Raw genomic sequence first — 25,640 nt, forward strand, 5'->3', positions numbered from 1 at the left:
GTAATCTGATATAACCTCAGTGAACCATAAAGAAAATGATGAAAACTAGACAGGTGGACAAGTGGACAAGTGGACAGGGAGAAAAATTCTTAATATTTGATGTACTTTTGAGAGAATTTTATTCATTCACAAGAAATACAATCTTCCTGTCTGCCTGTCTTCCAAGTCAGCCCTCATCTATTTTTATAGTTCACTCAGGTAATACCAGAGTCTATCTTATCGATCGATCCTACAGGATCAGCGCGGGAGGATGTCACTGAAAGTTTTGAGGGTAACAAATACTGAAACCCCGCTAATCATTTAGTGGAATTTACATACTGAAAAATTAGTCGGGGTTCAATACTGCTCGGTTAAGGAATTTATAATTGTCGGTTAGGATAGGGCAAAGGGCAAGGGGTAAGAACTTCAATGAAATTTTAATTCTTAATTCTTAATTCTTAATTACCCTCACCAAAACGTTTTCGACACTAACCGAGCAGTATTGAGTTGGGGTTGAGAAATCGATCGGCATTCATCACCTTTGTCCAAACAGCTACGAAGTCATGCAGAAACTTCTCTTTGTTGTCATCCTGCGCGTAAACTTCCGCATAGGCACGAAGAATGGAGTTTGAACCGAACACAAGATCAACCCTTGTCGCTGTCCATTTTACTTGACCAGTTTTGCGATGGCAAATTTCATACAGATTCTTACCAGCAGGTTTCCATGAATAATTCATATCTGTTAGATTCACAAAGAAATCATTACTCAATACCCCTTCATTATCCGTTAATACACCGTGTTTAGTGCCACCATAGTTAGTACCCAAAACACGCATACCGCCTACTAAAACCGTCATTTCAGGGGCTGTTAATCCCATTAGTTGGGTTCGATCGAGCATCAATTCTTCGGGAGTAACGGTGTAATCTTTCTTCAACCAATTACGGTAGCCATCGTGAATGGGTTCGAGGGGTGCAAAGGATTCGGCATCAGTCATCTCATCCGTTGCATCACCACGCCCTGGAGAAAAGGGGACGGTAATGTCAAACCCTCCTGCAAGTGCGGCTTTCTCAATACCCACATTACCCGCCAATACGATGACATCAGCGACACTAGCACCACTATCTTGAGCGATACCTTCGAGGATAGCCAACACTTTCGCTAAACGTACAGGCTCATTGCCTTCCCAATCCTTTTGAGGAGTTAAGCGAATACGCGCCCCATTCGCTCCTCCACGCTTGTCCGAACCTCGAAAAGTTCTGGCACTATCCCAAGCAGTGCATACCATTTCACTAATGGTTAAACCACTGTTAGCAATTTTCTCTTTCACCCCTTGAACATCATAATTGCTGTTACCTACAGGAATGGGATCTTGCCAAATTAAATCTTCTTGGGGGGCTTCTGTACCAATATAACGAGTTTTAGGTCCCATATCTCGATGAGTAAGTTTGAACCATGCACGGGCAAAAACATCGGCAAAGTATTCAGGATCATGGTAGAATCGCTCTGAAATTTTGCGATATTCAGGATCTACTTTCATCGCCATATCTGCATCAGTCATCACCAAGTTACGGCGGATAGAGGGATCTTCCACATCCACAGGCTTATCTTCTTCTTTGACGTTGATGGGTTCCCATTGCCATGCACCAGCAGGGCTTTTTTTCAATTCCCAGTCATAATTAAGTAGTAAATGAAAATAACCGTTATCCCATTGAGTCGGGTAAGTTGTCCATGCGCCTTCAATGCCACTGCTCATAGTGTTGCGTCCAATGCCACGGTGAGTTTTGTTCATCCAACCTAAACCTTGATCTTCCACATCTGCTCCTTCAGGTTCAGCTCCAAGTAACTCTGCATTGCCGTTACCATGGCATTTACCTACAGTATGACCTCCTGCGGTAAGGGCAACGGTTTCTTCGTCATTCATCGCCATACGATCGAAGGTGACACGCACATCATGGGCGGTTTTGAGGGGATCTGGTTTACCGTCCACCCCTTCAGGATTGACGTAGATTAAACCCATCATCACTGCGGCTAAAGGATTATCGAGATCTCGTTCCCCAGAATAACGACTTTGAGGATTATCACTAGGCGCTAACCATTGCTTTTCCGAGCCCCAGTAAATATCTTTTTCGGGATGCCAGATGTCTTCTCGCCCAAAGGCAAAACCGAAGGTTTTTAAGCCCATAGATTCGTAGGCGATCGTACCTGCATAGGCAATCAAATCTGCCCAACTGAGTTTGTTACCGTATTTTTTCTTGATAGGCCAAAGTAAACGACGTGCTTTGTCTAAGTTGACGTTATCGGGCCAAGAATTGAGGGGAGCAAAACGCTGATTCCCCGTACCAGCACCGCCTCGACCATCGGCAATACGATAAGTTCCTGCGGCGTGCCAAGTCATACGAATCATCAAACCGCCATAATGTCCCCAATCGGCAGGCCACCAATCTTGACTGTCTCTCATCAGTTTGTGTAAATCTTGTTTGAGGGATGCTGTGTCAAGTTTTTTCACCTCTTCCCGATAGTTGAAGTCTGCACCGAGGGGATTAGTCTTTCGATCGTGCTGACTTAAAATATCAAGGTTTAGCGACTTGGGCCACCATTCGATGTTCGACATACTGCTTGTAGTCACACCGCCGTGCATTACAGGGCATTTTCCACTGCTTGTTGCCATATTGTTTTTACCTTTGGTAAGTTGATATACGTTTATTTTAATTGATACCAAAACGACTCTATATCACCTCAGTTCGATGCAAGAATGTTTGATAAGGGCAGGTTTCAGGTTGCAGGTTTCAGGTTGCAGGTTGCAGGTTAACAATTTCTTTGTTTAGATCAATTAATTACTTAATTTCATTTGGATAAAATCAATTTTTGTTCAACTTTTTTACCTTATCTTTACCTGATACCTAACACCCTTTCCGATACCTTATCTTAACCGATGATTTTATGTCGAACTCAGGTTATTTTTAATAATATTTCTATATTCTCTTGTATTGCACAAAGTCTCAAAACCTTGATTTTTCATTCTTTAACCTAATACCTAACACATCCCCTTCACCAAAAGACTTTTTCAGCAATCCCTATTTAACGTAATTCATCCCACGCTGATTTTGTGAGTCTTTTTGCACAAGGAAAAATACAACGTGGGGCTTCTTACAGCGGAAAAGCTAACTTATTATTGATCGAAACTACGAATGAAAGACTCCTGTTTAAGAACCACAAATTGAGGAGTTAAAGGAGGTAACTTTTTAGGATCATTAAAGTCTGGATCATAATCCCAGTTTCTGATCGGTGCATTATAACCCGGACCCCATAAACCGCTCACATAAAGAGGTTTAGAGATACTAACAAACGATCCCCGATACGTCCAAGTTCTGTTAGTCCAATTTTCGGCAAAACGAGGATAATTCTCTAAACCGCCGTTATAACCTGTATCACTAGAATTTACAGTGCTAATATCTGTTCCTCCAAGAACCGCCGCATTAAAAGTTGTATCCCTAGCATCAACCCTGCTTGGGACAGAACAGCCAGTTCCCCCTTCATGATTAATAGCTATATCATTGTTTAGACAAGCATTAGAAAGAGCGTTAAAAGAATCAGCAAGGATAGAAGCAGGTTGTCTATTAGTGCTGCTAGTGAGAGGATCGGTATTTTGTTTTCTAACGTTGTTATAATCTCCTTGAACGTAAATAGCCTGATCTGAAGCAATGGTTAAACCCGTAGGGTCTGGGTGATTAGTGGTTTGAGCTAAACCAAATAATTGTTGTCCTCTAACGAAGGCAAAACCATAGGGACTTGTTAGCAATGATGCCTTACGAGTTGTGGCACTATCATCAACTCTAGCGTGAATAACCATACCTCCTTCTGTGTCATCCTTCGCCGCTAAACCAAGACGTTGAAAAGAATTGACAGGGGCACTATTATCAGGCTCTTCAGAGACATAAAGTAAATTTGCCGTTGAAGTAAGAGTTGTTCCATTTAGATACTTTCCATCACGATTCCAGATAGCTAAACTTTGGATATTTAACTGTAATAGTCTCATCTCTCGGTTGCCTTCTCTGACATTAACATAACGGAAAGGTGTTGTGTGACCACTCGCATCTCGTCCCACTTCTAAGATCGGGGCAGCCACAAAACAACGCCCTGTTAAACCTGCTATTTGTTGAGGAGTCATGTTCCTGATATTATTCCATTCGGTAGTTGTAAAACCGCTAGGAGCCGTTGAGGGGAAATTAAGAGGATTAATAAGAGGAGTAGTTGGATAAGTAACACTATGACTAGGATTTGTCTGTCTTGAGAATGAGGCAAAACTCAGGGGTTGATCTTGAGATTGGATTCTGTTGACAAGATAATCTTGAACTTTATTCGCTAAAGTATTTTTTTGAGCTGCAGTTAAACCGTTCCACCAATTAGCAACCTGCGTAAAAGTGTTATCCAATGTATTTCTGTTTGTGGAGTTTAAAGCATTCCTCCAACTAGCTAAAATCGGATCTGTTAAGTGAGGATTTGTTAGGGGAACTGGGGTACAAATATTATAATCACCGGCAGGAATAGCGGCTAAATCTGCTCCCACCATAACAGGTTGTCTTAAACTTTTTCGTTGAGCTTCTGTCAGCTCAACTTCCACAGGAGTTGTGGGACTTCGATCGATCGCTGTGATTTCAAAAGGAACTGTATTTAAGTAGTTAGCATTGGAAGTCGCTCTAGGTTTAAATGTAATGCGAATATCAGCTTTCTCATAATATTCCCCAGGCTTCCCATCCTTCCCTTCCTTACTTAAAATACTCGGTTCGGGAATAGAAACAGGGGCATCTGTCCTCACTTTTATTTGACTTCCCCAGTTGTCTGCGATCTTCTGAGGATCCATTGGATTTGGAGTTTGAGCAGTGCTACCTGATCCCCATCGAAGTAAATTTTTTAAGAAACTACCATTGGGATCTGGTAAAGCAGTAGATATTTTAACTCTTCCATCAGGAAATGTTTGAGTGGGGAAGTGTTTCCGGCGACTATAAATATCTTTAACTGTAGTTACTTGACCTTTAATGTCCAAACTCACATTACTACCTAAAAATAGATCACCATTGGTATGTACAGGACCACTTAGAGTCATGGCGGCACCGGGGAAAATCTCTAAATCATCTACATAGAAGGTGGCGAACTGAAACATAGGTATTAAACGACTTTTCACATCCATTTGTATAATCGCCGTTGCTTGTTTCCCATCGGATTTATTATTTATATCATCTTTAAAACTAAGGGCATAAATAGAATGCCCCACTTCTAGCATGGATAAACCTTGATAAGCATCTCCTTGAGGTACTATTCCCACAACTCCTTCACCTCCATTTTTTTCCGTTACATAGGTAGTAACTAAGGTATCACTCTTATCGGGGGATTCTATGCGTTTTTCTTCACAAGCAAAATCTCCTGAACCTTTATTAGCTCCAGAAATAAAACAGGCATCAGCTTTATTGGGAGAAGTACCTTTGGGAGTTCCATAATTTAAAAATATTTCTCTGAGTTTATTTGCTCGAATATTTAACGCTGATTCTGCCGCATAAAACCCCGTATTGCTACTAGCTAAAGCGGTGGTGGTTTCCTGTTCCGATTGATTAATAGTTTTAGCATATAATGCCATAAGTCCACTTAAAGCCAGAACAATGCCGATGGCAACCACTAAAATATAACCCTGTTGTTGATTTGATTTGCCATTACCTTGAGCTGTTAGCAGATGGAAAAGAAGTAAATTTTTAGGAGAAAAATTGCGGTTAGTTTTCATAATGTTTTTTGTGATTTAATAATAAAAATTTTAAGTGTAAATAATTTTGCAATAAGATTTTTCTTGTGTTAAATGGGGATTCAATACTGTTCGGTTAGTCGCTCAAGTTATTTTGTCCGCCCCTAAATCCCCAATACTGGGGACTTTCACCAAGTTTGATTCCCCCAAGGTTGGGGGCAGGGGCTTAACCGAGGAATATTGTCTGGGGATTAAATCATCTTTTTTCATGGCATTGTTAGTTAATGGTGTTACGGGGGAAGAATTTTTGAGACATAGTCAAATTTTCTTCATTTAATTGTTTTTTCTGATGGTCATTTCCCTTTTGTTTAACCGTGGCTTTGACATCGATCGCTCTTATGTTTTCAAATTTGTAACCAATGGGAGCAGTGTTACAATTCGTTGGTGTGCCAGTGTCAGGAATTCCTTTACATTCAGAGAAAAAAGTCGTTCCACTATTATTTCGACTTTCGATCGTGGCAACAATATTCAGCTTTTCCACATATTCCACTAACTTAAAGGTGTTATTATCATTGACAGTTAAGGTGAGAGTATTATCTTTTACCTCATACTTTCTCTTATCCATTAAATAAATTGAACTATTGGGGGGATAATCGTTAGCCCAAGTGGTACTAGCTATGGTAATAGTAGAGATAGGAGGAGAAACACTCGTATCTATATTTTCTCCTATGTAATCAAAAAATTGCTCTTGCCCTAGACTATTCAATATAGAAGCTCTAATCTTACCACCGTTATTAATTCTGGTATTTTTCCATTCCGTAAGAGTATCACTATCCTCTTTTACTACGATGGTTGTACTTACCGTATTTTTGTCTAACTGGCTTTCCGGGGTTAAAACTTTGGGTATAATAACTTTTCTTGTGGTAATTGCCGAAGTCTCATTAGCTGTTCCTGCATTAAAGACTTCTAACTTCACTAAAGGCAAAGGGATAGAAGTATTAGTTAATCCTTGTCCTAACTGTTGCAGATCGGGACCGATGGTAGCAAAAATAGTTCTCAATCTTTGGTTAACATCTCCTCCCCCTTTATCTAGCACAAAACTTTGTCTCATACTAATAAAACCCCCTAAGGCAAACCCCAAAATAATCGTTCCCATCACCGTACTGGCGATCATTTCAATGAGGCTAAAACCCTTCGTTATCATCTATGATAGTGGGGTCTTCATTGCTACAGATATTGACAACTACGTTATATTTGTAACCACCAAAATCTTTTCTTCGTCCTTCCGAGAGCGCAAAAGTTGTTGTACCCGGATTGTTGAGGTTAGTAGTGACGATGGGGGTTACTGATGTTGGTGTTTGCCTGAATTGTGGAATAGTTTCCACCGTAGTATTCCATCGAGCTCTGGTTCCTTCTAAAATCTCTCTGCTTAAAGAAACTGCACCCGTTACTACTTTTTGTTCTAAATTTTGTATTCGGAGCAACAATAAAAACTGTAAATTAATAGCGAAGGCAATACTTAAAATCGTCATGGCTACCATGATTTCTACCAAAGAGAATCCTTCTGGTGGTTTCTTTTTGTGAGTGAGAAGGTAATATTTAAGTTGTGAAGAAAAATTTGGTTTAGTCATCGGGTTTATTTGTGAACAATGGTTTACTTTAAATAATTTACTAATAATTAATTACTAATTGCCCCCCCTTGATTGATAGTTATTGTTTCTTCTTGTTTAGAATTAACATTTTTAAAAGTTAACGTTAAAGAATTTTTTGGAGTGTTATTTGCGTCTAAAATATAAACGATACCTCGACCATTCACACACATCGTCCAATTTGGTATATCAGCAGTAAAGGTAGCTAAAGGTTTAATATTATTTTTATCTCTTTTATCTTCGGGTAAAGTTACGTCATCACGATTTCCGCCGATACGACTATTTATTGACCAGTTATCAGCTAATTCCACTACAGCATCTTTTGGCTTACTAATAGGCGCTCCTAATGTAAGAGTCACCGCATCAGGAGTTCCCAGAATATCAGATTCCGCACCACCTACTGTAATAACGTCTCCCACATTAAACCCTGCGGAGGAGAGAACTTTTATGTCTGCTGTGTTCACTGCATCTTCTGATAATTTTGTGACTGAATTACAGCCTCTGGTTTGGGCGATTTCCACCAAAAATTTATTATTTGGTTGATCTGGGTCTGGTGTAATTCTCATGGCAGAAGTACTAGCAATTGCTCCATTACGAACTTTTTGTAAAATACCTTGAAATTGATCTTTCCCGTCTATTTCGGCGGTGGACTCTCCTCTTTGTTGTAGAATGGTGGGAGCAGCGATGGCGGTTAAAATACCAAATACGGCTAAGGTAACAAGGATTTCAATGAGAGTATAACCTTTATTTTTTTGATATTTTAAAAGCCTAGATATATTTAGTAGAATTTTTGTTTTTTTTACCATATATCTTTTGTTCCTCGAATTGCTAGGGATTTTTTTGATCACATTTAGTATATTATAAACCGTTAAATCATTAACCATATCAGTACGAATACGGATTTTATTTATAAATTTTATGTAAAGTAAACAGAGAAATTATATTGTTTCCTTAAAAACACTGAATGTATTTTAATTAATACCTTGTAAATAAATTGATTTTTTTATGTAGATTTAAAATATTAAACTAGGACTTACCCATTAGCTCCCCAACCCCCAACCATGGGGGAGTAGTTTTCTTTCTACTCCAGAAGATTTGTTTTGTTTGTTCTTATCCCCAGAATTGGGGGAGCAAGGGGGCAGATACACAAGTTCACCTGAGTTCGACATAAAATCATCGGTTAAGATAAGGTATCGGAAAGGGTGTTAGGTATCAGGTAAAGATAAGGTAAAAAAGTTGAACAAAAATTGATTTTATCCAAATTAAATTAAGTAATTAATTGATCTAAACAAAGAAATTGTTAACCTGCCACCTGCCACCTGAAACTTATTAACCTCAAGAATTCTTTTATCGAACTGAGGTAAGTTCATAAATATCACCAATAAAAGCTAAAATCCATAAAATTTTTATCATAATGTTATATCTTGCTCAAGTTACTAAAAATATTATGTCAGGGAAGTTAGAGTTACATTTACTGGCGGTAGAGGAGTGTAAATTACAATGGACATTTTGTCATGAAAAATTTATTTCTTTTCAAGACGATGCCCAAACTTTCTCTGAGGGATTATTATTATTGGTCGAGTTGGACGATCGAGATCAAATTATTCGATGTAGAGATGCGAAGGATTGGGTATTAAAAATAGTCAGGGAATATTTAGTAGAAGGAAATATTAATACAAATATCAATGTTTCTGAAGAACAAATCCGTATCGAAAAATGGCGACAGGAATTAACATCTCAAAGTCAAGATTTAACGAGAATACGCCTAGAAATTGAAACGAGACGGGAAGAATTACAGGAGTTAGAACAAAATTTACACCTAGAAAAAGAAAAACTAAAATCTTTTAATGATCGGGAAAATAAAATTTAGTATGACTTTGTTAAATTATCCATTTTTTATTGCTCATTTACCATTATTAGACTGGTATCAAAGGGCAAAACAGGAAACTATTATTAATGATATTCCCTTATTTGAATTGGAATATTTATTAACAGAATTAACTACTTTAAATAAACTGAATTTAAAGTTAAATAGTTTTTCCGATAATCAACAAATAAAGAGTAAAATATCCTTTGAAGAGTTACAAAAGTTATGGCTTTTAAGGATAGAAAAACGTTGCCCAATTCAATATTTAATTGGTGAGTGTCACTGGCGCAATTTTACTTTAAAAGTTACCCCAGATGTGTTGATTCCTCGTCCTGAAACGGAGTTATTGATCGATCGAGCTTTACAATTAACTAGGGAATATCCCCATTTAAGAACGGGAAATTGGTTAGATTTGGGAACAGGTAGCGGTGCGATCGCCATAGCCTTGGCGGATATTTTTCCCGAAGCCACAATTTACGCAGTGGATAAGAGTGAAAAAGCCCTAAAAATTGCCCAAGAAAACGCCTTTAAATTAGGTTTTTCTCAGAGAATTAAATTTTATCATGGCTCATGGTTTAACCCTATTCATGGGCTTAAAAATAGCTGTAGCGGTATCATTTCTAATCCTCCCTATATTCCCTCAAAATTGGTTTTAGAATTACAACCAGAAGTAGTTAATCATGAACCAAAAATTGCTTTAGATGGTGGAGAAGATGGGCTAAATGATATTCGAGAATTAATTAATAATGCTTCTGATTATCTCATTAGCAATGGGTTTTTTTTATTAGAAATTATGGCAGGACAAGGAGAAATAGTCAAGGATTTATTACTCAAAAATGGTCAATATTATAATATTGAAATTGAGAAAGATTTAGCTAATTTAGAGAGGATTTCGATCGCACAGCGCCGTTTCACTACCGTACAATCTGATTAAGCAAGAACGCATTTAATGATAAACGGGGATGAAAATAGCTTAAAATGTTAGGTAATAAATCAATTACATTAACATCGTTTTGCGAACAGACACCATCTTTTACCAACTATTTCTGATTTTTCCGAATCTTCTATTTGAATTACTCAAGCAACCACCCATAGAAGGTTATCAATTTTCCTCACGGGAAATCAAAGAATTAGCAAGACGCTTTGACGGTATTTTTTTACCCCCAGAGGGAGAAGTCGATCGAGTAATTTACTTTATCGAAGTACAATTTCAAGAAAAAGAAGACTTTTGGTGGCGTTTTTTAACAGAAATCTTTGTTTATTTGGGGCAATATCAACCTGACAACAATTGGCAGGGTGTGGCGTTGTTTTCCACTCGAAAACTAGATTTGGGATTACCACGTCAATATCAAGGTTTATTAGATAATGGGCAAATCAAAATCTTCTATTTAGATGAATTGGAAATCTCCGAAACATCATCCATAGAATTAGAAATTGTCTCCTTAATTGTGGGAAAAGATAGCGAGGCAATTCCTAAAGCTCAAAAAGCGGTGACTAAAAGTCAACAAACCATTGATAATGCCAATGAGCAAAGAAAAATCTTAGAATTGATACAAACAGTTTTAGTCTATAAACTCAATCAACTTACAAGGGAGGAAATCGAATCCATGTTTACTTTAGATGATTTAAGACAAACTCGATATTTTCAGGATGTTAAACAAGAAGGTATCCAAGAGGGTATTGAGAAAGAAATTAGCTTAGTTATTCGTTTACTGAAGCGAAAATTAGGTAATGTATCTCCTGATTTAGAGTTAAAAATCCGTAATTTATCATTAGAAACCTTAGAAGATTTGGGGGAAGCGTTATTAGATTTTTCTTCGTCACAAGATTTAATTTCTTGGCTTAATTCTCATTAGTTTTCTCCAAAAATTTGTATAATAAGGTTTAAAAACCTTACTAAAAAAAATGTTTTATTTTTTCTGGAGAAATTGACTCATACCTCGATCACGAAGTGGCACTGCACGATCGAACTTTAATATATATTCACCACAGGAATAATTTGATATTGATGAAGACTGGGAATAGGAAAGCATATCTTTATACCATAAAGTTGTGATATTGACAAGTATATTCTAATAAGGCAGTAAGAATTGATTTACCATTTTTCTTCACATTATCCCCCTATTTAGGATTACTTAGATTTCAAGGGATCGATATAATTGAGTAAATATATCTATCACCTCTATTCATCTAAAAATTTAATGCAAACTCTCTCTCTCAACCAAATATCATCAGCATACAATAGTATTGTACTAAAACCTTTACCTTACCAACGTCCGTTACTAATGATTGGTCATGGTACAAGAGATGAGCAAGGTCGTCAAGTGTTTATGGATTTTGTCCACACTTATCAAGAATTAGATCGATCGCGCCCCGTAATACCTTGTTTTTTGGAATTAACCGAACCCAACATCATGGAAGGAGTCGAATATTGTGTTAATCAGGGTTATACCGATATTTCCGCTTTGCCAATATTGTTATTTGCCGCCCGTCATAATAAATTTGATGTGACAAATGAACTCGATCGAACTCGTCTTAAATATCCTCAGCTACAGTTTCATTATGGGCGACACTTTGGCATTACCCCCAGTATCATCAATTTATGGCAGAATCGTCTTGCACAGCTCGATCGACCAGAAAACAACCCCCATAATATTTCGAGAGCAGAAACCGTATTGTTATTTATTGGTAGGGGATCAAGTGATCCCGATGCTAACGGCGATGTCTATAAACTAGCCCGAATTTTATGGGAAGGTAGCGGATATAATACCGTAGAAACTTGTTTTATTGGCATTACCCACCCTCGCCTAGAAGAAGGATTCCGCCGTGCGCTTTTATATCAACCGAAAAGAATCATTGTTCTACCTTACTTCCTTTTCATGGGCGCTTTGATGAAAAAAATATATACCATTTCCGAAGAACATCAACAGAAATATCCCGACATCGACATAACTTGTTTACCCGAAATGGGCATTCAATCAGAATTACTAGAGTTGATTAGGGAAAGGGAAATAGAAACCCACTTAGGGGAAGTAAAAATGAACTGTGAAATGTGTAAATTCCGCCTCAACGCCCTAGCCAACGATGATCACCATCATCACCACCACGATCATGATCACCATAACGGACACCATCATCATCACCATGATAACAGCGATCCCTTAATAGATCCGATCGACTACCATAAACGCATCTGGCAAACCCCATAACTACTGACAATTAATTTGTAGGTTGGGTTGAGGAAACGAAACCCAACAAAAAACTGAGTGAAGCAGAAGAAAAATGATGATAGTTCGACTTCGCTGACTAACCGAGAGGGGAAAATTATTAGTCAAGATACAGTTTTTTCATCTTCACAGAAACTGTCGAAGGTAAAACTATCAATAAACAGATTAATAGAATTTATGGTGTTCAAAATGTCGTTAAGAAAGTCTTTTACACTCGTTTTCATAGGTAAATAACCTCCTTCAAGATTTGTTCCCCAATGTAGGGTTTTAATCCTTTTTTCATGACTAAATCAACTTGTTTTTCTAGTTTATCGCTTAGTAAATTTTGTAATTTCAAATATTTTATTAAACCGAATTTAGCTTCTGGTTTAAAAGTAACTAATAAATCTATATCACTGTCTTCTGTTTGCTCACCCCTAACATAAGACCCAAATAATCCTAACTCATCTATCTGGTATTCCTTTTCAATTTCTAACTTTATTTTTTTGATTTTTTCCTTGAGAATATCTAATTCATTCTCTGTTACAGTAATCATAATCAACCCTTAAATAAAAAAAACTACATGAGGATAAGAAGTAATTACCTTTATTTCTATCCCTCAATTCGTTAGTGCTTGGTGGACAATCACCACCCTACCTTATTAATCATTACTTATTACTCATTAATTATTATTTATTATTTATTATTTACAATCCCCATTGATGTTTGAGGACATCTTTATAAACATTTTCCCTAACTAACATCTCCTCATATAGTTTTATCAAAAATTCTTTTGCTTGTTCCCGACTCATATTATTAACTTGAGTTTGAAAAGAACGTAAACTAAATTGCTGTTCGAGAGACAGTTCTACAGAATTAGACATAATCTTAGATTCTCCTTTACTTTAGAGCTAAAACCTGTTATTCTTGTATCTGGGATAAGCCGTTAACTTTCCTAGCAAAAATAACTACCTTAATGATTATCATAGCTCATTATCTTAAACTGCTCATTTTGAACAATAAGCATAAATACCTATATCATTATCAAAATGATAACACCTTGAGAAAAAAAGTGATTTCGATCGAGGAAAATGGTTAACAGAAAGATATAACTATGATAGGATCAAGAGATTAAGGATAACTTATATATAAAAAACTTCAGATTATTCTCAATTCAATTAAAATAATTTTATTACAACCCAATTGATAGCAAAGCAGTTAATGATATTCCAGTCTTCAGAAGATACTGAGACAACGTTAAATCATCAGCGATGTAGAGTTAGTTCAACTCATAGTAGTTAACTAGCTCATTTGTTGTGAATATAAGAGTTAATCTGTGGTAACTTTATAAATCTTAGAAAAATTTATTACATATAATTTTGGAGGAAAACTCAATGTCTGTACGTCTTTATGTCAAGTTACCTAAAGCAGAATTAGAAAAAGAAGGTTTTGAAAAAATGTTCAGTGAGTTTGAGCCTTCTTTCACAACGAAGTTAATCAAAGAGCGCAAAAAAAACGAATGTCGTGGTTTTGGCTTTGTAACAGTACCTACCGATGAAGATGCCGATTTATTTATTAGTAAATATAACGAGCAAGTTTTTGTCTATAATGGTGAACCTTTTAAAGATGAAAATGGTGCTGATTTTATCCTATTGATTGAAAAAGCCTTACCTCGTACTAAAGGGGAAAAAGATGAAAATGGTTCTGACACGGAAGCTAAAGAAGGAGAATCTAGTGAATCTAACACTGAAGCAACGGTGGTAACTCCAGCGGAGGAAACTAACACCGTTAAACCTAGTCGCCGTGAAGGACCTAAAAAAGCTACTACGAAGAAAACTCGTAAAAGTGGCGATCGAAAACCAAAAGGTGACAGACCTGTTTCTGTATCCGAATCGATTCAACCCGATCCCCGTTGGGCTAGTCAGTTAAGCCAGTTAAAAGAAATGTTTGCGACTCAAACTCCCAATTAAACCTCAGTTCGACAGAAGAAAAATGGTGAAGACGAGACAGGTGGACAAGTGGACAAGTGGACAGGAAGAAAAATTTTCAATATTTGTACATTTTTGAGAGAATTTTATTGATTCACAAGAAATATAATCCCCCTGTCTGCCTGTCTGCCTGTCTTCCAAGTCAGTTCTCACCAATAATTTTATAGTTCACTCAGGTAATTAAAGTGTGTTGGTTTTAGGTGTTAGGTTTTAGGCTTTAGGTAAAATACTGAATTTTGATCAGTGTCAATGGGGATTTTTCTGTCCCCTCAAAAAAGAAAAAATCGTTATGGTAAATATGGAATTATCAGATTTAAAAAGAGATATTAGCAGTATCAGTGAGCGCCTGAGTAAAACTCAGGAGTATCTTTGACATCCCCAACATTAAGGCACAAATTGCCGATTTAGAACAAGTGGCATCCCAACCAGATTTCTGGGATAGTGGCGATCGAGCCCAAGCAATTTTACAGCAATTAAATGATCTTAAATCAAACTTAGAGCAGTTTTATCAATGGCAAACTAGGGTAGATGATACTAAAGCAATTATTGAGTTATTAGAATTAGAAACCGATGAGGAGTTATGTAGCGAAGCAGAAAATAACATTATCTCCTTAACGAAAGAATTGGATAAGTGGGAATTGCAGAAGTTACTTAATGGTACTTATGATCAAAAGGGTGCTATTTTAACGATTAATGCTGGTGCTGGGGGTACGGATGCTCAGGATTGGGCGGAAATGTTGTTGAGAATGTACACCCGTTGGGCAGAAAAACAAAATTATCATGTTGCCCTAGCGGAAATTTCTGAGGGAGACGAGGCAGGGATTAAGTCCGCTACCCTAGAAATTGAGGGGAAATATGCCTTTGGTTATTTGAAAGGGGAAAAGGGTACTCATCGTTTAGTCAGAATTTCGCCCTATAATGCTAATGGTAAGAGACAAACCAGTTTTGCAGGAGTTGATGTTATGCCCAATTTGGGAGATGATGCTATTAGTTTGGACATCCCCGACAAAGATTTAGATATTTCTACCACTCGATCGGGCGGTAAAGGAGGGCAAAATGTTAATAAGGTGGAAACTGCTGTGAGAATTGTTCATCTTCCTACGGGTATCGCTGTAAAATGTACTCAGGAACGATCACAATTACAGAATAAAGAAAAAGCCTTAGCTAGACTTAAAGCGAAACTATTAGTAGTAGCAGAAGAACAAAGAGCGAAGGAAATTGCCGAAATTCGAGGGGATATAGTGGAAGCGGGTTGGGGTACTCAAATCCGTAACTATGTTTTCCATCCCTATCAACTGGTTAAGGATTTACGCACCAATGTAGAAACAACGGCGGTTAATGATGTCTTAGACGGAGAATTAAATAATTTTGTGGAAGCCTATTTAATGAATAATGAACAATGAATAATTAATAATTAATAACTGAGGCAGGTATCAGGTAGCAGGTAACAGGTAACAGGTTTGATTTTCAGAAGATTATATTATTTAACCCGAAAATTTTATGTCGAACTCAGGTATTACTCATTACTCATTAAATACGGGTGTTACTTTGGCACGGTATAATAATTTATCTTGCTGACGATAACCGACATAACGAATTTCTACTTTTGTGATGTTTTCGTGATCATCGTTATCCATTAATTCATGTTCTTGAGGATTATAGTCCACTATATCACCCACCTGCTCGATCGAGCTTATCCCCCAAGAAGACAACAATTGATTAATCGGCTCAAGCAGTGGCAAAAGACGATTAGCAGGTAAATCAGGGTTATTTTTTACGGCATAAACAACGGTGGGTAACTGTAATAATAAAGACTCTAAAATAGAGATAGTTTCTTGTTGATATTCTTTAATTAAAGTGTCATTTTCTACAGATAAGCTATCATTAAAGGAAGCTCGATCGATCTGGTGAGTTAACTGTTCAATTAATGAAGATAAAGGAATATTTAAAGTGGTGGCAATTTTTTTTAACACCCCCAAAGGAAGATGATCTAATAAATTATTCTCTAAACGATAAAATTGTAGTTCAGAAACTTTACTTTTACGACTGAGTTCAAGATAATTTCCGATGTCGTTTTGTGTCATCAAACCTTGTAAGACTGTCTTTACTTCCCTCATTTATCTCTATTCCTTAAAATAGTTATTGAACTTGCTCAAATCAAGATAAACTAATTCTAGTATAAATTTTATTTCATCATAACTGTTTATCATAGGATCAATTATACTTAATCGTTGAATCTAAATTGTAGTAATGACAGACTCCAGCAAATCCCCCAAAGTTCCTATTAAAGAATTTATCGGTTCAAGACAGTCTAATCTATTTCAAACCCTTAAACAACCACAATTTACGGGAGAATTGATCTTAGGTTCATCTAAAGGTGAAGAATGGACTTTTTATCTTTATTTGGGAAGAATTATCTATGCTACTGGAGGAAAACATCCTGTCAGACGTTGGGTAAGAAATGTGACAAGATTTGCCCCAGCTTTAATAACCTACTTGCCCTCGATCGACAAAAATGCTTTAAATAAAGATAGTTTGGGAAAATGTTGGGAATATGAATTACTCAATTATTGGTTAGAACAACAAATAGTTACTAGACAACAATTAAACCAAATTATACGCAGTGCCATTGTCGAAATTTTATTTGATGTAACCCAAGCCATGGAGATAGTATTTCAACTCAATACATCTCAATCTTTACCCAGTCAATTGGTGTTTATTGACGCAGATCAGGTTATAGTGGAAGCGTGGGAAGATTGGCAAAACTGGCAGGGTGCAAAATTAGCCGATCGATTTCCGAATGATTGCCCTTTAGTTCGACAACCAGATCAACTAAAACAAAAAACTTCCCCAAAAACCTTTCAAATTATGGTGAAGCTGTTTAACGGCAAAAACTCTTTACGGGATTTGAGTTTACAGTTAAATCAAGATATTATGCAGATGACAAGGTTAATGTTGCCTTACATTCAATTAGGTTTAATCGATTTAATTTCCGTACCTGATTCTCCTATTCCCATCGAAATTCCCAAAAAATAGGAGATAGGAGATAGGAGAAATACTGAAACATCAAGGTTTTGAGATTTTGTACGATACAAAAAATATAAATATAGTATCGAGAATAAGGTCAAAAGTGTTGACTTTTTGAATAAAAATCGTCAAAACTGAGCACTTTTTCCTTCCTACAAACTGACAATTAAATAGGCATCCTGAAATTTAGCACCCTTCACCGATTGCCCTTTTAAGGGAGTTGGTAAGAATATATTACGACGTTGATCACCCGCAGAAATAGTGATTTCAGGTCCAGATTGGCTTAATTTTACTTGTTTTTTATCAAATCCGGGTAAAAATATCTTAATTTCTCGCTTATTGGTATCAATACTTAAAGGAGATGGCGCTTTTAAGGCTTGTTTTTGAAAATCGGGTAAAGCAGATGATAATTCGTCAATATTGCTAGATTCTATGTTAGGAATAGAATTAATGGTTAAAAGATTGAAAGCCTGTTCAATTTCGGGGGTAATTTCTCTTTGATTGAGTAAAACACCCCCAACGGTTAAACCGATTTGTTGCGCACTTCCCCACCAATATCTAGCAGTTTCGATCGAATCTGGAGTAGAATTAGTAATCAAGAAACTTGCCACACGACTAGGATTATTAACGGCATTTTTTCCTTGCTCTAACATTTGATTAGCTTCATTAGTGGGTTGTTGGGCAAAATTGTCAGCATTCCATGACACATTTAACACCGCACTGGTGACAGGTTGCACAAAAGGAGATAAGGCTTTCACAATATCCGAATTTTCCAGTAAATTTTTAACCCGTCTGACATACCAACTGAGAGTTTCAGGAATACCAAACATTCTTAAAGTATTAAGGCTAGTTTTACCGTCATAAACGATAACATCATACTTACCTGTTTGATCTTGTTCTCGTAGATAATTTAAAGTTAAAGCATCATCCATTCCCGGTAACAAAGCTAATTCTTGGGCAAAGATATTATTTAGTATAGGCGATCGAAGATATTGAGCTTCTAATTTTTTTAACTCCTCCCAACTATTTTCTAATAATTGACTACTTTGTAATTGAATAGCGTCAAAATTCGAGCTGATTTCAGTAATAGTCGATGTGATTTCACTCCCCATCAACAAAGACACGGAAGGAGTAGAGTCTTGTATCACCAATAAAACCTTTTTGCCTAGACTAGCATATTTTTTTGCAGATGCGATCGCTGTAGTGGTACAACCAATGCCTCCCTTACCTAAGAATGTCAGAATAAAAGCCATATTAACAGTAAATAAATAAATTTCAACCTAACCGCTAATTCCTCATTCCTAATTCCTCATTCCTCATTCCTAATTATTGCACTACTTGCACTTCATCTTCAAAAAACCAATTAGTAGTAGCATCAGGAAATTCTACAAAAACACCTACTCCACTACCATCAGTCATTTTAAAAGATTTGATAACCCCTTGTTGTCCTTGTTGTGCTTTTTCAATAACTTCAGCAGAGACTTTTTCTTTAAGACGACAAATTTTTACTTTTTGCCCTACTTCCATAACAATTTCTAATATTTATTTAATTAACAACTGTTTATTTTATCGGAATCTGACCATGTTCTAACCTGAGTAAACTATAAAATTTTCGGTAGTGTAAAGGTGTCAGGTGTCAAGGATTCTGTATTAGGTTAAAGAATTCACCAAATTCTACAAAAAATATCATGATTTCTAATAATAATTGATTTTAAAATCAGTAAAAATGGCTAGATTTCTTGTTAATTATAGTTTTGAGTGGTTGGTGAGCGTAATCGAACCATAATCGTCGAAATGTTGAAGTAAATCCTTTGACTAACAAATCAATGTTTGAGGATTTTAAACCTGAAACCTAATAACTGTTGATAAATCGTTATAATTGTTAATATAACTTAATAAAATGCAATTTTAAATCCATGACAGTCGCAACTAATTCAATTCATGATGTACCTGCCGTTGAGGGAAATTATTGGCAGTGGCGCGAACAAAATATCTATTATGTACAAGCAGGTTCATGCAACAGTGACAAACCGACCTTATTATTGGTACATGGTTTTGGTGCGTCCACAGATCATTGGCGTAAAAATATTTATCAATTACAAGAAAATTTCTCCGTCTGGGCGATCGATATGTTAGGATTTGGTCGATCGAGCAAACCTGCATGGGAATATACGGGTAATCTGTGGCGAGAACAATTAAACGATTTCATCACCGAAGTAATTAAACAACCAACGGTGATAGCAGGTAATTCATTGGGGGGTTATGCTTGTTTATGTGTCGCCGCCGAATATCATCATAACGTAGCAGGGGTGATATTACTTAATAGTGCAGGTCCTTTTTCCGATACTGTTACCAAAAAACCCAATACGATGCAAAAAATGAGCGGTTGGTTATTCCGACAAAATTGGATTACTTACTTTTTATTTCAAAGACTGCGTAACAAGAAAAATATTCGTAAAACCCTTGAGAAAGTCTATTTAGATTCTAGTGCCATAACCGATCAATTAGTAGAAGACATTTATCGCCCTTCCTGTGATGAAGGAGCTTTACAAGTGTTTGGTTCTGTGTTCAAAAGTCCTCAAGGGGAAAAAGTGGATCAATTGTTACAGAAAATGCAGTGTCCTTTACTTAATATTTGGGGGGAAGCTGACCCTTGGATGCGATCGAAAGAAAGAGGAGAAAAATTCAAGCAATATTATCCCCAGCTAACAGAAGTTTACCTCAAAGCAGGTCATTGTCCCCATGACGAAGTTCCCGAACAAGTGAACGATTTAATTACTCAATGGGCAATTAATAATTAGGAATTAGAAATGAGAAATTAGGAATTAGAAATTCAGTAAAGAGAAAAAAATTAATATAGTCAATAAAACTTCACAAATTATTTGGGATTTGGTGCATAAAATAGAAAAGTGAGACTGATAAGTAAATAGAAAACTTTATTCAAGATAAACAATCATGGCTATATCATTACAAAAAGGTCAAAGAGTCTCCTTAGATAAAATCGCCCCCGGATTGAATGCCGCCTTTATCGGTTTAGGTTGGGATGTCAATGTTACTGACACTGGATATGATTTTGATTTGGATGCTTCTATCTTTCTTTTGAACTCTAATGAAAAACTGATTTCTGACGAACATTTTATCTTCTATAACAATCTTACTAGCCCCGATGCCGAAAAATCCGTTAAACACATGGGAGATAATTTAACCGGTGACGGAGATGGGGATGATGAAGTTATTATCGTTGACTTACGAAAAGTGCCTCCTGAAGTAGCTCGTATTGCTATTACTGTTACTATCCATGAAGCCCAAAAAAGGGGACAAAATTTTGGACAGGTAAAAAATGCCTTTGTGCGTTTAGTTGATGTGGAAACGAAAGAAGAAGTTTTGCGCTATGACTTAGAAGAAGATTTTTCGATCGAAACCGCTTTGATTATGGCTGAAATTTATCGCAAAGATGGCGAATGGCGTATGAATGCCGTGGGTGCAGGTTATCAAGGCGGATTACAATCATTAGTAAATCGTTATCAATAAAAAATTAATGGAAAATTGAGAATTAGGAGTTAGGAATTAGTAATCAAAAATTAATGATAAAGAATTAAAAAATCAAATATTATGGGTATTAATTTACAAAAAGGACAACGAATTTCACTGAAAAAAGAAGCTCCAAAATTGCAACAAGTAATGTGTGGTTTAGGGTGGGATGTAGCAAAAAAAGGGGGCTTATTAGGAGGTTTATTTCAAGCAGATTTTGACTTAGATGCTTCGGTTTTGTGTTTAGATGCCAAAGGAAAATTAAAATCTAATAGTGAAATTGTTTATTTTGGAAACTTACGTCATTATTCTTCTGCAATTAATCATTTAGGGGATAATTTAACAGGCTCTGGAGATGGTGATGATGAAGAAATTATCGTTAATTTACCCTTAATTCCGAATAATATTTGCAAATTAATTTTTGTCGTTAATATTTATAATGCCTTTGAAAGAAAACAAGATTTTGGACAAGTACAAAATGCCTTTGTGCGTCTAGTTAATATGACAAATAAACAAGAAATTGCTCGTTATACTCTTTCCGCTAATGGTTATCAGGGAAAAACAGGAATGGTTATGGCAGAGTTAACCAGAGTTGATGATGATTGGGAAATGACGGCAAAAGGTGATGGTTTTATCGCTAAAAGTTTAGGAGATATTGCTCAACTTTATAGTTAACAATATCGTCAATATTTTTGTTATATAAGTTCGTAGTAACCCCTTTAGGGGTTATGAATCAATGGCTTTAGCCATTACTACAAACTTTTAATTAACTATCAAATAAACTAGCTTTTTCAGAAACTGCTTTTTGTAAGAATTTTTGATAAATTAACTCTCTAAAAGTATCTAAATCTTTCTGCCAAGAATTAGTAATATCCATTAATGTTTTGATGCGTAAATCTCCAATTAAGTCGTTTAAATTATAATTAAAACTACCCGCAAATAGTACCGCCGAAATAGTTATCTCATTAGGTTGTTGTAATTTTGCAGGATTGATATTTAAAACTAATTGAGCTCGATCGAGCTGATAAAATAAATTTAAAGATGCTTGAGGAGTAATATTACCAAAATTAAACCATGCCCCTTGATTTAAAAGGGTATTATTAATAAAGTTTTTACCCCCATCTTCTTCCTGACTAAATGGCACAATAATTTTAGGACTGATACTGATACCTTGATATTCAGCATTAGACATTTTATTAACATATTTTTGCGCAATATTGGCAAACTGAAGACTATTAATATCTTTATTACCTAAACCTTCCACAAAGCTAATATTGTTCGGTTGTGCAATGATATTAACACCATTTTTAAAACTTACTTGTGAGCCACGAGGATTACTGACTGGTTGTCTTGCTAATTCCCAATCCGATGGAACAATACCGCTCATAGTAAGAAGTTCGTAGCTCAATAAACTAGGATTAAAATTTTTGATAACAAGAGATACAGTTAACTCCTCAATGTCATTTAACATGAGATTTTCGGGAGAAGATGTCTGAAGTTGTGGTGTTGAAGCCATGAAAAATATAAAATATTGTGATAAATGAGATTACTTTAAGAATAGCTTATTTTTACCTTAGTCACGATGATTTTTCTGAAAATTTAATCTTTCTTATCTATGGTATCCCCATTTGAATGGTGAGATTTTGAATAGACAGGAAAATAGGAAACAGAAGATAAACAGATTTTAATTATCGCTAAAAAAAAATCTCAGTTAATGTTACAATACTTAATAAAATCTGAGATAACAACTAATAAAAATCGATAAATTTAATTTTTATAATAAATAGCTATGTTTCAAAAATCATGGGATAATCTTGGGGAAAAAACTATTAATAAAATTGCAGAAATGGCTTTTAAAAGTCAGATTAAAAATGCAGATCATTTAAGGGTACAGGTAAAAACAAATCCTCAAAAATTAGCACAAGGAGTGTTAGAATCTTTAGATATAGATGGTTCTGGTTTAATAATGCAAAAAGATTTAAGGTTAGAAAAAATGAAAATTACCTTAAATAATATCGCCGTTAGTCCTTTTAAGGCTTTAATGGGAAATGTACAATTAACTCAACCTAGCAAGGGAAATGCGTCTATTGTTTTAAATGAAAAGGACATTGAATCTGCTTTAAATATTAATAATCTTAATCGACAATTACAAAATTATGAAATTCTTCGTCACAATCATCCTGTTAAAGTGAAGTTTTTTAGGGTGGACTGTCGTATTTTAGCGGATGGGCGCATTATGATTAAGGCAAAGTTGAAGATTTTAGAGGATAATTCCCTCGAAAGTGTGTGTTTAATCATTAAACCCCGTATTTGTACCATTGGTAAAAATCTGTTAATGGATGAGGTTGAATGTACTCAAGGAACACAATTTTCTCCTATTCTCATTAAAGCTATTTTAGATGAATCTTTGAAAGTTTTAAATTTAGATCGTTTATCGGTGGATGGTATTTCTTTGAAGATTAATCATGTCTCCACTGAAGATGGAAAATTAAGTTTTTTGGCCATGGCAGGTATCACTCATCTCCCTAAAATGTCCTAGCGAGGACTAGCTTATTAATGATAATATAAAATAGTTTTAAAATTAGAGTTTAAATGTAGTAATTAATTATGGATATTCTTACTTTAGGTTGGGCTGGAGTTCTAGCTCTTTTCACATGGTCGATCGCAATGGTAGTATGGGGTAGAAAAGGTTTCTAAATTGTGGAATCATCACCAGTTATTCTCAATATTCTATTCATTGTCGCCATTGTCTTATTAATTTTTGTGAGTGGCGGTATTCTTTATCTCTCGACTCTGGAATGGCGCGATCGTCGTCAGCGCGATCGAGATAAAAAACTATAATATAAATAATTAGGAATGAGGAATGAGGAATGAGGAATCAAGTATTTTCACAACTTATCTTCTTTCCTCAATCCCCCTAATACCCTTAATCCCCCAATCCCCTATGACGGTAAGCAACTTGGAAAAACAACATAATCCCCTGCCTTGGATTTTTGGCATTATGGGCGGTGGCATTATTATTGTAGCCATCGCTAGTTATGTGATGATGAATCGTAGCAATACTCCTACGGTTATTGATCAATATACCGTTCCCATTACTCAACAAACTCTCAATCTCGAAATTAGAGCTAGTGGTACGGTTGAGCCTATACAAAGTGTGAATATTAGTCCGAAAAATGCGGGGAAAATTGTTAAGTTGTTGGTAGATCAAGGTGCGATCGTCAAACAAGGACAACCCATTGCCGTCATGGATAATCAGGAATTATATGTTCAAGGAATCCAAGCGGAAGCCAGATTACGAGAATCACAATCAGGTTTACAGGAATCCAATATTAAACTACAGGGAGACATACAAATTTATACGGCTCAAATCAATCAAGCCTTAGCCCGTTTAGAAGAGTCAAAACGTCGTATTCCTAGCCAGATTGAGCAAGTTCAAGCACAACTAAGGGAAGCAGAATCAAGATTAAAATTAGCAGAAGTTCAATTAAAACGTAACGAGAATCTGTTAAAAGAGGGAGTTATCAGTCAAAATCAGTTTGATGAATTAGGTAATGTGTATGTTGTAGCTCAAGCAAATATTCAACAACTTCTGCGTAGGATGGAAGAAATACAAACTACAGAAGACCCAGAAATTAAGCGTTTAGAAGCTGCGATCGCAGAAATTAAGATTGCGATGGAAGAAAGGCAATTAAGTGGAAAAGCCGAAATGGAAAGGCTTAAAGCCAATATTCAAGCAACCCAAGCTAATTTAGAAATTGCCAAAATTAAATACGAAGAAAGCTATATTACCGCTCCTTTTGATGGTATTGTTACCCAAAGATTTGCCACGGAAGGAGCTTTTGTGACTCCCACTACTTCCGCTTCTGCTACAGCTTCCGCTACTTCTAGTTCGATCGTGGCTTTGGCAAGAGGTTTAGAAATTGTGGCAAAAGTTCCCGAAATTGACTTAAATCAAATCAAGTTAGGGCAACCCGTTCAAATTATTGCCGATGCTTACCCTGAGCAAGTGTTTGAAGGTGTGGTTAAAAGTATCGCACCAGAGGCGATCGTCGAGCAAAATGTAACTTCTTTTGAAGTGAAAATAGCGATTCTAACTGGGCAAGAAAAACTATTATCGAAGATGAATGTGGAGGTTAATTTTTTAGGGGATAGATTAACTAATGTGGTGGTTGTGCCTACGGTTGCCATTGTCACGGAAGAAGGTAAAACGGGGGTAATGATTCCTGATGAAAATAACGAGCCTAAATTTCAACCGATTTCGATCGGTACTTCCGTTGATGATAAAACTGAGGTTTTGAGTGGACTACAACCGGGCGATCGAGTTTTTATTGACTTACCAAGAAATAAAAAATCACCTAAGTAGGGTTTGCTGAATAAATCAGAAAGCTATTAAAATCAAAAGTTTATACATAATACATTAAGAAAAAAAGTGCGCAGTTTTAAGGATTTTTATTCAAAAATTCGACACTTTTGACCTTATTTTTTAAAATACAACTATACTTATTCTATCTATCAACAACCTGAGTTCGACATAAAATTTTCGGTGCTGTAAAGGTGTTAGGTGTCAGGTATTAGGTATTAGGTTAAAGAATTGACAAAAAATATATCTTAATTGATTTGTTTATGTTCAATTTTTTGATAGAATTATATCATCTTCT

25 protein-coding genes are annotated in these 25,640 nt (G+C 36.0%); 14 read left to right on the forward strand and 11 right to left on the reverse strand.

The features are described 5' to 3' along the window. Positions 1 to 467: 467 nt before the first annotated feature. From katG to SYN6308_RS21740, 5 genes are all read right to left on the reverse strand, one after another. The gene (gene katG / locus SYN6308_RS04640; protein WP_026101925.1) at positions 468 to 2,648 is read right to left on the reverse strand and encodes a catalase/peroxidase HPI; all 2,181 of its coding nucleotides are present in this window, start codon (positions 2,646 to 2,648) and stop codon (positions 468 to 470) included. Positions 2,649 to 3,149: 501 nt separating this feature from the next. Further along, the gene (locus SYN6308_RS04645) at positions 3,150 to 5,753 is read right to left on the reverse strand and encodes a hypothetical protein (protein ID WP_017293270.1); all 2,604 of its coding nucleotides are present in this window, start codon (positions 5,751 to 5,753) and stop codon (positions 3,150 to 3,152) included. A gap of 235 nt (positions 5,754 to 5,988) precedes the next feature. Then, positions 5,989 to 6,915: a PilW family protein gene (locus SYN6308_RS04655; RefSeq protein WP_017293272.1), complete on the reverse strand. Its 927-nt coding sequence runs from the start codon at positions 6,913 to 6,915 to the stop codon at positions 5,989 to 5,991. After that, positions 6,896 to 7,342: a type IV pilus modification PilV family protein gene (locus SYN6308_RS04660; protein WP_083879522.1), complete on the reverse strand. Its 447-nt coding sequence runs from the start codon at positions 7,340 to 7,342 to the stop codon at positions 6,896 to 6,898. The genes SYN6308_RS04655 and SYN6308_RS04660 overlap by 20 nt, the downstream gene beginning before the upstream one ends. 47 nt (positions 7,343 to 7,389) lie before the next feature. Beyond that, positions 7,390 to 8,166 (reverse strand): pilus assembly FimT family protein, encoded by a 777-nt coding sequence (locus SYN6308_RS21740; RefSeq protein WP_017293274.1) that lies wholly within the window; start codon positions 8,164 to 8,166, stop codon positions 7,390 to 7,392. 608 nt (positions 8,167 to 8,774) lie between these two features. Here SYN6308_RS21740 and SYN6308_RS04670 point away from each other — a divergent pair. From SYN6308_RS04670 to SYN6308_RS04685, 4 genes are all read left to right on the forward strand, one after another. Next, positions 8,775 to 9,230 (forward strand): hypothetical protein, encoded by a 456-nt coding sequence (locus tag SYN6308_RS04670; protein ID WP_017293275.1) that lies wholly within the window; start codon positions 8,775 to 8,777, stop codon positions 9,228 to 9,230. A 1-nt stretch (position 9,231) separates the two neighbouring features. Continuing rightward, a complete protein-coding gene (gene prmC / locus SYN6308_RS04675) occupies positions 9,232 to 10,161 on the forward strand; it encodes a peptide chain release factor N(5)-glutamine methyltransferase (protein WP_026101926.1) in 930 nt (309 codons plus the stop codon). A 79-nt stretch (positions 10,162 to 10,240) separates the two neighbouring features. Further along, the gene (locus tag SYN6308_RS04680; protein WP_017293277.1) at positions 10,241 to 11,083 is read left to right on the forward strand and encodes an Rpn family recombination-promoting nuclease/putative transposase; all 843 of its coding nucleotides are present in this window, start codon (positions 10,241 to 10,243) and stop codon (positions 11,081 to 11,083) included. A gap of 345 nt (positions 11,084 to 11,428) precedes the next feature. Then, positions 11,429 to 12,436, forward strand: coding sequence for a sirohydrochlorin chelatase (locus tag SYN6308_RS04685; protein ID WP_026101927.1), 1,008 nt, complete (start codon positions 11,429 to 11,431; stop codon positions 12,434 to 12,436). 238 nt (positions 12,437 to 12,674) lie between these two features. Here SYN6308_RS04685 and SYN6308_RS04690 read toward each other — a convergent pair whose 3' ends face one another. After that, positions 12,675 to 12,989, reverse strand: a complete 315-nt coding sequence (locus SYN6308_RS04690) for a nucleotidyltransferase family protein (protein ID WP_017293279.1) — start codon at positions 12,987 to 12,989, stop codon at positions 12,675 to 12,677. Between the two features lie 151 nt (positions 12,990 to 13,140). Beyond that, positions 13,141 to 13,317 carry an NblA/ycf18 family protein gene (locus SYN6308_RS04695; protein ID WP_017293280.1) on the reverse strand — a complete coding sequence of 59 codons (177 nt, stop codon included), beginning with the start codon at positions 13,315 to 13,317 and terminating at the stop codon, positions 13,141 to 13,143. Positions 13,318 to 13,827: 510 nt separating this feature from the next. Between SYN6308_RS04695 and SYN6308_RS04700 the strand changes: the two genes are divergently transcribed. Both SYN6308_RS04700 and prfB read left to right on the forward strand, forming a co-directional pair. Then, a complete protein-coding gene (locus tag SYN6308_RS04700; RefSeq protein WP_017293281.1) occupies positions 13,828 to 14,403 on the forward strand; it encodes an RNA recognition motif domain-containing protein in 576 nt (191 codons plus the stop codon). A gap of 316 nt (positions 14,404 to 14,719) precedes the next feature. After that, positions 14,720 to 15,824, forward strand: a protein-coding gene (gene prfB / locus SYN6308_RS04705; RefSeq protein ID WP_144051394.1) for a peptide chain release factor 2 whose coding sequence is annotated in 2 segments (ribosomal slippage) — positions 14,720 to 14,791 and positions 14,793 to 15,824 — 1,104 coding nt in all. Because the reading frame shifts where the segments join, the coding sequence is not laid out codon by codon here. Positions 15,825 to 15,944: 120 nt separating this feature from the next. On the opposite strand, the gene SYN6308_RS04710 is transcribed toward prfB, so the two are convergent. After that, complete coding sequence (locus SYN6308_RS04710) at positions 15,945 to 16,538, reverse strand: helix-turn-helix domain-containing protein (protein WP_017293283.1); 594 nt, start codon at positions 16,536 to 16,538, stop codon at positions 15,945 to 15,947. A gap of 133 nt (positions 16,539 to 16,671) precedes the next feature. On the opposite strand from SYN6308_RS04710, the gene SYN6308_RS04715 reads away from it, so the two are divergent. After that, positions 16,672 to 17,457, forward strand: a complete 786-nt coding sequence (locus SYN6308_RS04715; protein WP_017293284.1) for a DUF4388 domain-containing protein — start codon at positions 16,672 to 16,674, stop codon at positions 17,455 to 17,457. Between the two features lie 143 nt (positions 17,458 to 17,600). Here the strand turns inward: SYN6308_RS04715 and SYN6308_RS04720 are convergent, their stop codons facing one another. Both SYN6308_RS04720 and petP read right to left on the reverse strand, forming a co-directional pair. Further along, the gene (locus SYN6308_RS04720; RefSeq protein ID WP_017293285.1) at positions 17,601 to 18,701 is read right to left on the reverse strand and encodes a Get3/ArsA fold putative tail anchor-mediating ATPase NosAFP; all 1,101 of its coding nucleotides are present in this window, start codon (positions 18,699 to 18,701) and stop codon (positions 17,601 to 17,603) included. A 73-nt stretch (positions 18,702 to 18,774) separates the two neighbouring features. Then, a complete protein-coding gene (gene petP, locus SYN6308_RS04725; RefSeq protein WP_017293286.1) occupies positions 18,775 to 18,975 on the reverse strand; it encodes a cytochrome b6f subunit PetP in 201 nt (66 codons plus the stop codon). 389 nt (positions 18,976 to 19,364) lie between these two features. Here petP and SYN6308_RS04730 point away from each other — a divergent pair, with 389 nt between their 5' ends. The 3 genes from SYN6308_RS04730 (at position 19,365) to SYN6308_RS04740 (ending at position 21,654) form a co-directional block, all read left to right on the forward strand. Beyond that, on the forward strand, positions 19,365 to 20,249 hold the full coding sequence (locus SYN6308_RS04730) for an alpha/beta fold hydrolase (protein WP_017293287.1): 885 nt from the start codon (positions 19,365 to 19,367) through the stop codon (positions 20,247 to 20,249). Positions 20,250 to 20,403: 154 nt separating this feature from the next. After that, positions 20,404 to 20,979, forward strand: a complete 576-nt coding sequence (locus SYN6308_RS04735; protein ID WP_017293288.1) for a TerD family protein — start codon at positions 20,404 to 20,406, stop codon at positions 20,977 to 20,979. 81 nt (positions 20,980 to 21,060) lie between these two features. Then, positions 21,061 to 21,654 carry a TerD family protein gene (locus SYN6308_RS04740; RefSeq protein ID WP_017293289.1) on the forward strand — a complete coding sequence of 198 codons (594 nt, stop codon included), beginning with the start codon at positions 21,061 to 21,063 and terminating at the stop codon, positions 21,652 to 21,654. 91 nt (positions 21,655 to 21,745) lie between these two features. On the opposite strand, the gene SYN6308_RS04745 is transcribed toward SYN6308_RS04740, so the two are convergent. Then, on the reverse strand, positions 21,746 to 22,495 hold the full coding sequence (locus SYN6308_RS04745) for a hypothetical protein (RefSeq protein ID WP_017293290.1): 750 nt from the start codon (positions 22,493 to 22,495) through the stop codon (positions 21,746 to 21,748). Positions 22,496 to 22,768: 273 nt separating this feature from the next. Here SYN6308_RS04745 and SYN6308_RS04750 point away from each other — a divergent pair, with 273 nt between their 5' ends. The 4 genes from SYN6308_RS04750 to SYN6308_RS04760 all read left to right on the forward strand — a co-directional run bounded on the left by SYN6308_RS04750 (position 22,769) and on the right by SYN6308_RS04760 (position 25,345). Next, positions 22,769 to 23,518: an LmeA family phospholipid-binding protein gene (locus tag SYN6308_RS04750; protein ID WP_017293291.1), complete on the forward strand. Its 750-nt coding sequence runs from the start codon at positions 22,769 to 22,771 to the stop codon at positions 23,516 to 23,518. Positions 23,519 to 23,586: 68 nt separating this feature from the next. After that, entirely contained in the window at positions 23,587 to 23,676 is a 90-nt protein-coding gene (gene petN, locus SYN6308_RS21745; RefSeq protein ID WP_017293292.1) for a cytochrome b6-f complex subunit PetN, read from the forward strand. A 3-nt stretch (positions 23,677 to 23,679) separates the two neighbouring features. After that, complete coding sequence (locus SYN6308_RS25115; protein ID WP_192816146.1) at positions 23,680 to 23,820, forward strand: hypothetical protein; 141 nt, start codon at positions 23,680 to 23,682, stop codon at positions 23,818 to 23,820. A gap of 103 nt (positions 23,821 to 23,923) precedes the next feature. Continuing rightward, a complete protein-coding gene (locus tag SYN6308_RS04760; protein ID WP_026101928.1) occupies positions 23,924 to 25,345 on the forward strand; it encodes an efflux RND transporter periplasmic adaptor subunit in 1,422 nt (473 codons plus the stop codon). Positions 25,346 to 25,640 lie beyond the last annotated feature (295 nt).

This window comes from Geminocystis herdmanii PCC 6308 (assembly GCF_000332235.1).
GTDB classification, from domain to species: domain Bacteria; phylum Cyanobacteriota; class Cyanobacteriia; order Cyanobacteriales; family Cyanobacteriaceae; genus Geminocystis; species Geminocystis herdmanii.

Coding starts and splice junctions, on each gene's coding strand:
- SYN6308_RS04715 (WP_017293284.1), top strand. CDS start 16,672: ATGACAGACTCCAGCAAATCCCCCAAAGTTCCTATTAAAGAATTTATC.
- SYN6308_RS04760 (WP_026101928.1), top strand. CDS start 23,924: ATGACGGTAAGCAACTTGGAAAAACAACATAATCCCCTGCCTTGGATT.
- SYN6308_RS04750 (WP_017293291.1), top strand. CDS start 22,769: ATGTTTCAAAAATCATGGGATAATCTTGGGGAAAAAACTATTAATAAA.
- katG (WP_026101925.1), bottom strand. CDS start 2,648: ATGGCAACAAGCAGTGGAAAATGCCCTGTAATGCACGGCGGTGTGACT.
- SYN6308_RS04745 (WP_017293290.1), bottom strand. CDS start 22,495: ATGGCTTCAACACCACAACTTCAGACATCTTCTCCCGAAAATCTCATG.
- SYN6308_RS04730 (WP_017293287.1), top strand. CDS start 19,365: ATGACAGTCGCAACTAATTCAATTCATGATGTACCTGCCGTTGAGGGA.
- SYN6308_RS04685 (WP_026101927.1), top strand. CDS start 11,429: ATGCAAACTCTCTCTCTCAACCAAATATCATCAGCATACAATAGTATT.
- SYN6308_RS04695 (WP_017293280.1), bottom strand. CDS start 13,317: ATGTCTAATTCTGTAGAACTGTCTCTCGAACAGCAATTTAGTTTACGT.
- SYN6308_RS04720 (WP_017293285.1), bottom strand. CDS start 18,701: ATGGCTTTTATTCTGACATTCTTAGGTAAGGGAGGCATTGGTTGTACC.
- SYN6308_RS04710 (WP_017293283.1), bottom strand. CDS start 16,538: ATGAGGGAAGTAAAGACAGTCTTACAAGGTTTGATGACACAAAACGAC.
- petN (WP_017293292.1), top strand. CDS start 23,587: ATGGATATTCTTACTTTAGGTTGGGCTGGAGTTCTAGCTCTTTTCACA.
- SYN6308_RS21740 (WP_017293274.1), bottom strand. CDS start 8,166: ATGGTAAAAAAAACAAAAATTCTACTAAATATATCTAGGCTTTTAAAA.
- petP (WP_017293286.1), bottom strand. CDS start 18,975: ATGGAAGTAGGGCAAAAAGTAAAAATTTGTCGTCTTAAAGAAAAAGTC.
- SYN6308_RS04740 (WP_017293289.1), top strand. CDS start 21,061: ATGGGTATTAATTTACAAAAAGGACAACGAATTTCACTGAAAAAAGAA.
- SYN6308_RS04700 (WP_017293281.1), top strand. CDS start 13,828: ATGTCTGTACGTCTTTATGTCAAGTTACCTAAAGCAGAATTAGAAAAA.
- SYN6308_RS04655 (WP_017293272.1), bottom strand. CDS start 6,915: ATGATAACGAAGGGTTTTAGCCTCATTGAAATGATCGCCAGTACGGTG.
- SYN6308_RS04690 (WP_017293279.1), bottom strand. CDS start 12,989: ATGATTACTGTAACAGAGAATGAATTAGATATTCTCAAGGAAAAAATC.
- SYN6308_RS04660 (WP_083879522.1), bottom strand. CDS start 7,342: ATGACTAAACCAAATTTTTCTTCACAACTTAAATATTACCTTCTCACT.
- SYN6308_RS04645 (WP_017293270.1), bottom strand. CDS start 5,753: ATGAAAACTAACCGCAATTTTTCTCCTAAAAATTTACTTCTTTTCCAT.
- prmC (WP_026101926.1), top strand. CDS start 9,232: ATGACTTTGTTAAATTATCCATTTTTTATTGCTCATTTACCATTATTA.
- SYN6308_RS04735 (WP_017293288.1), top strand. CDS start 20,404: ATGGCTATATCATTACAAAAAGGTCAAAGAGTCTCCTTAGATAAAATC.
- SYN6308_RS04670 (WP_017293275.1), top strand. CDS start 8,775: ATGTTATATCTTGCTCAAGTTACTAAAAATATTATGTCAGGGAAGTTA.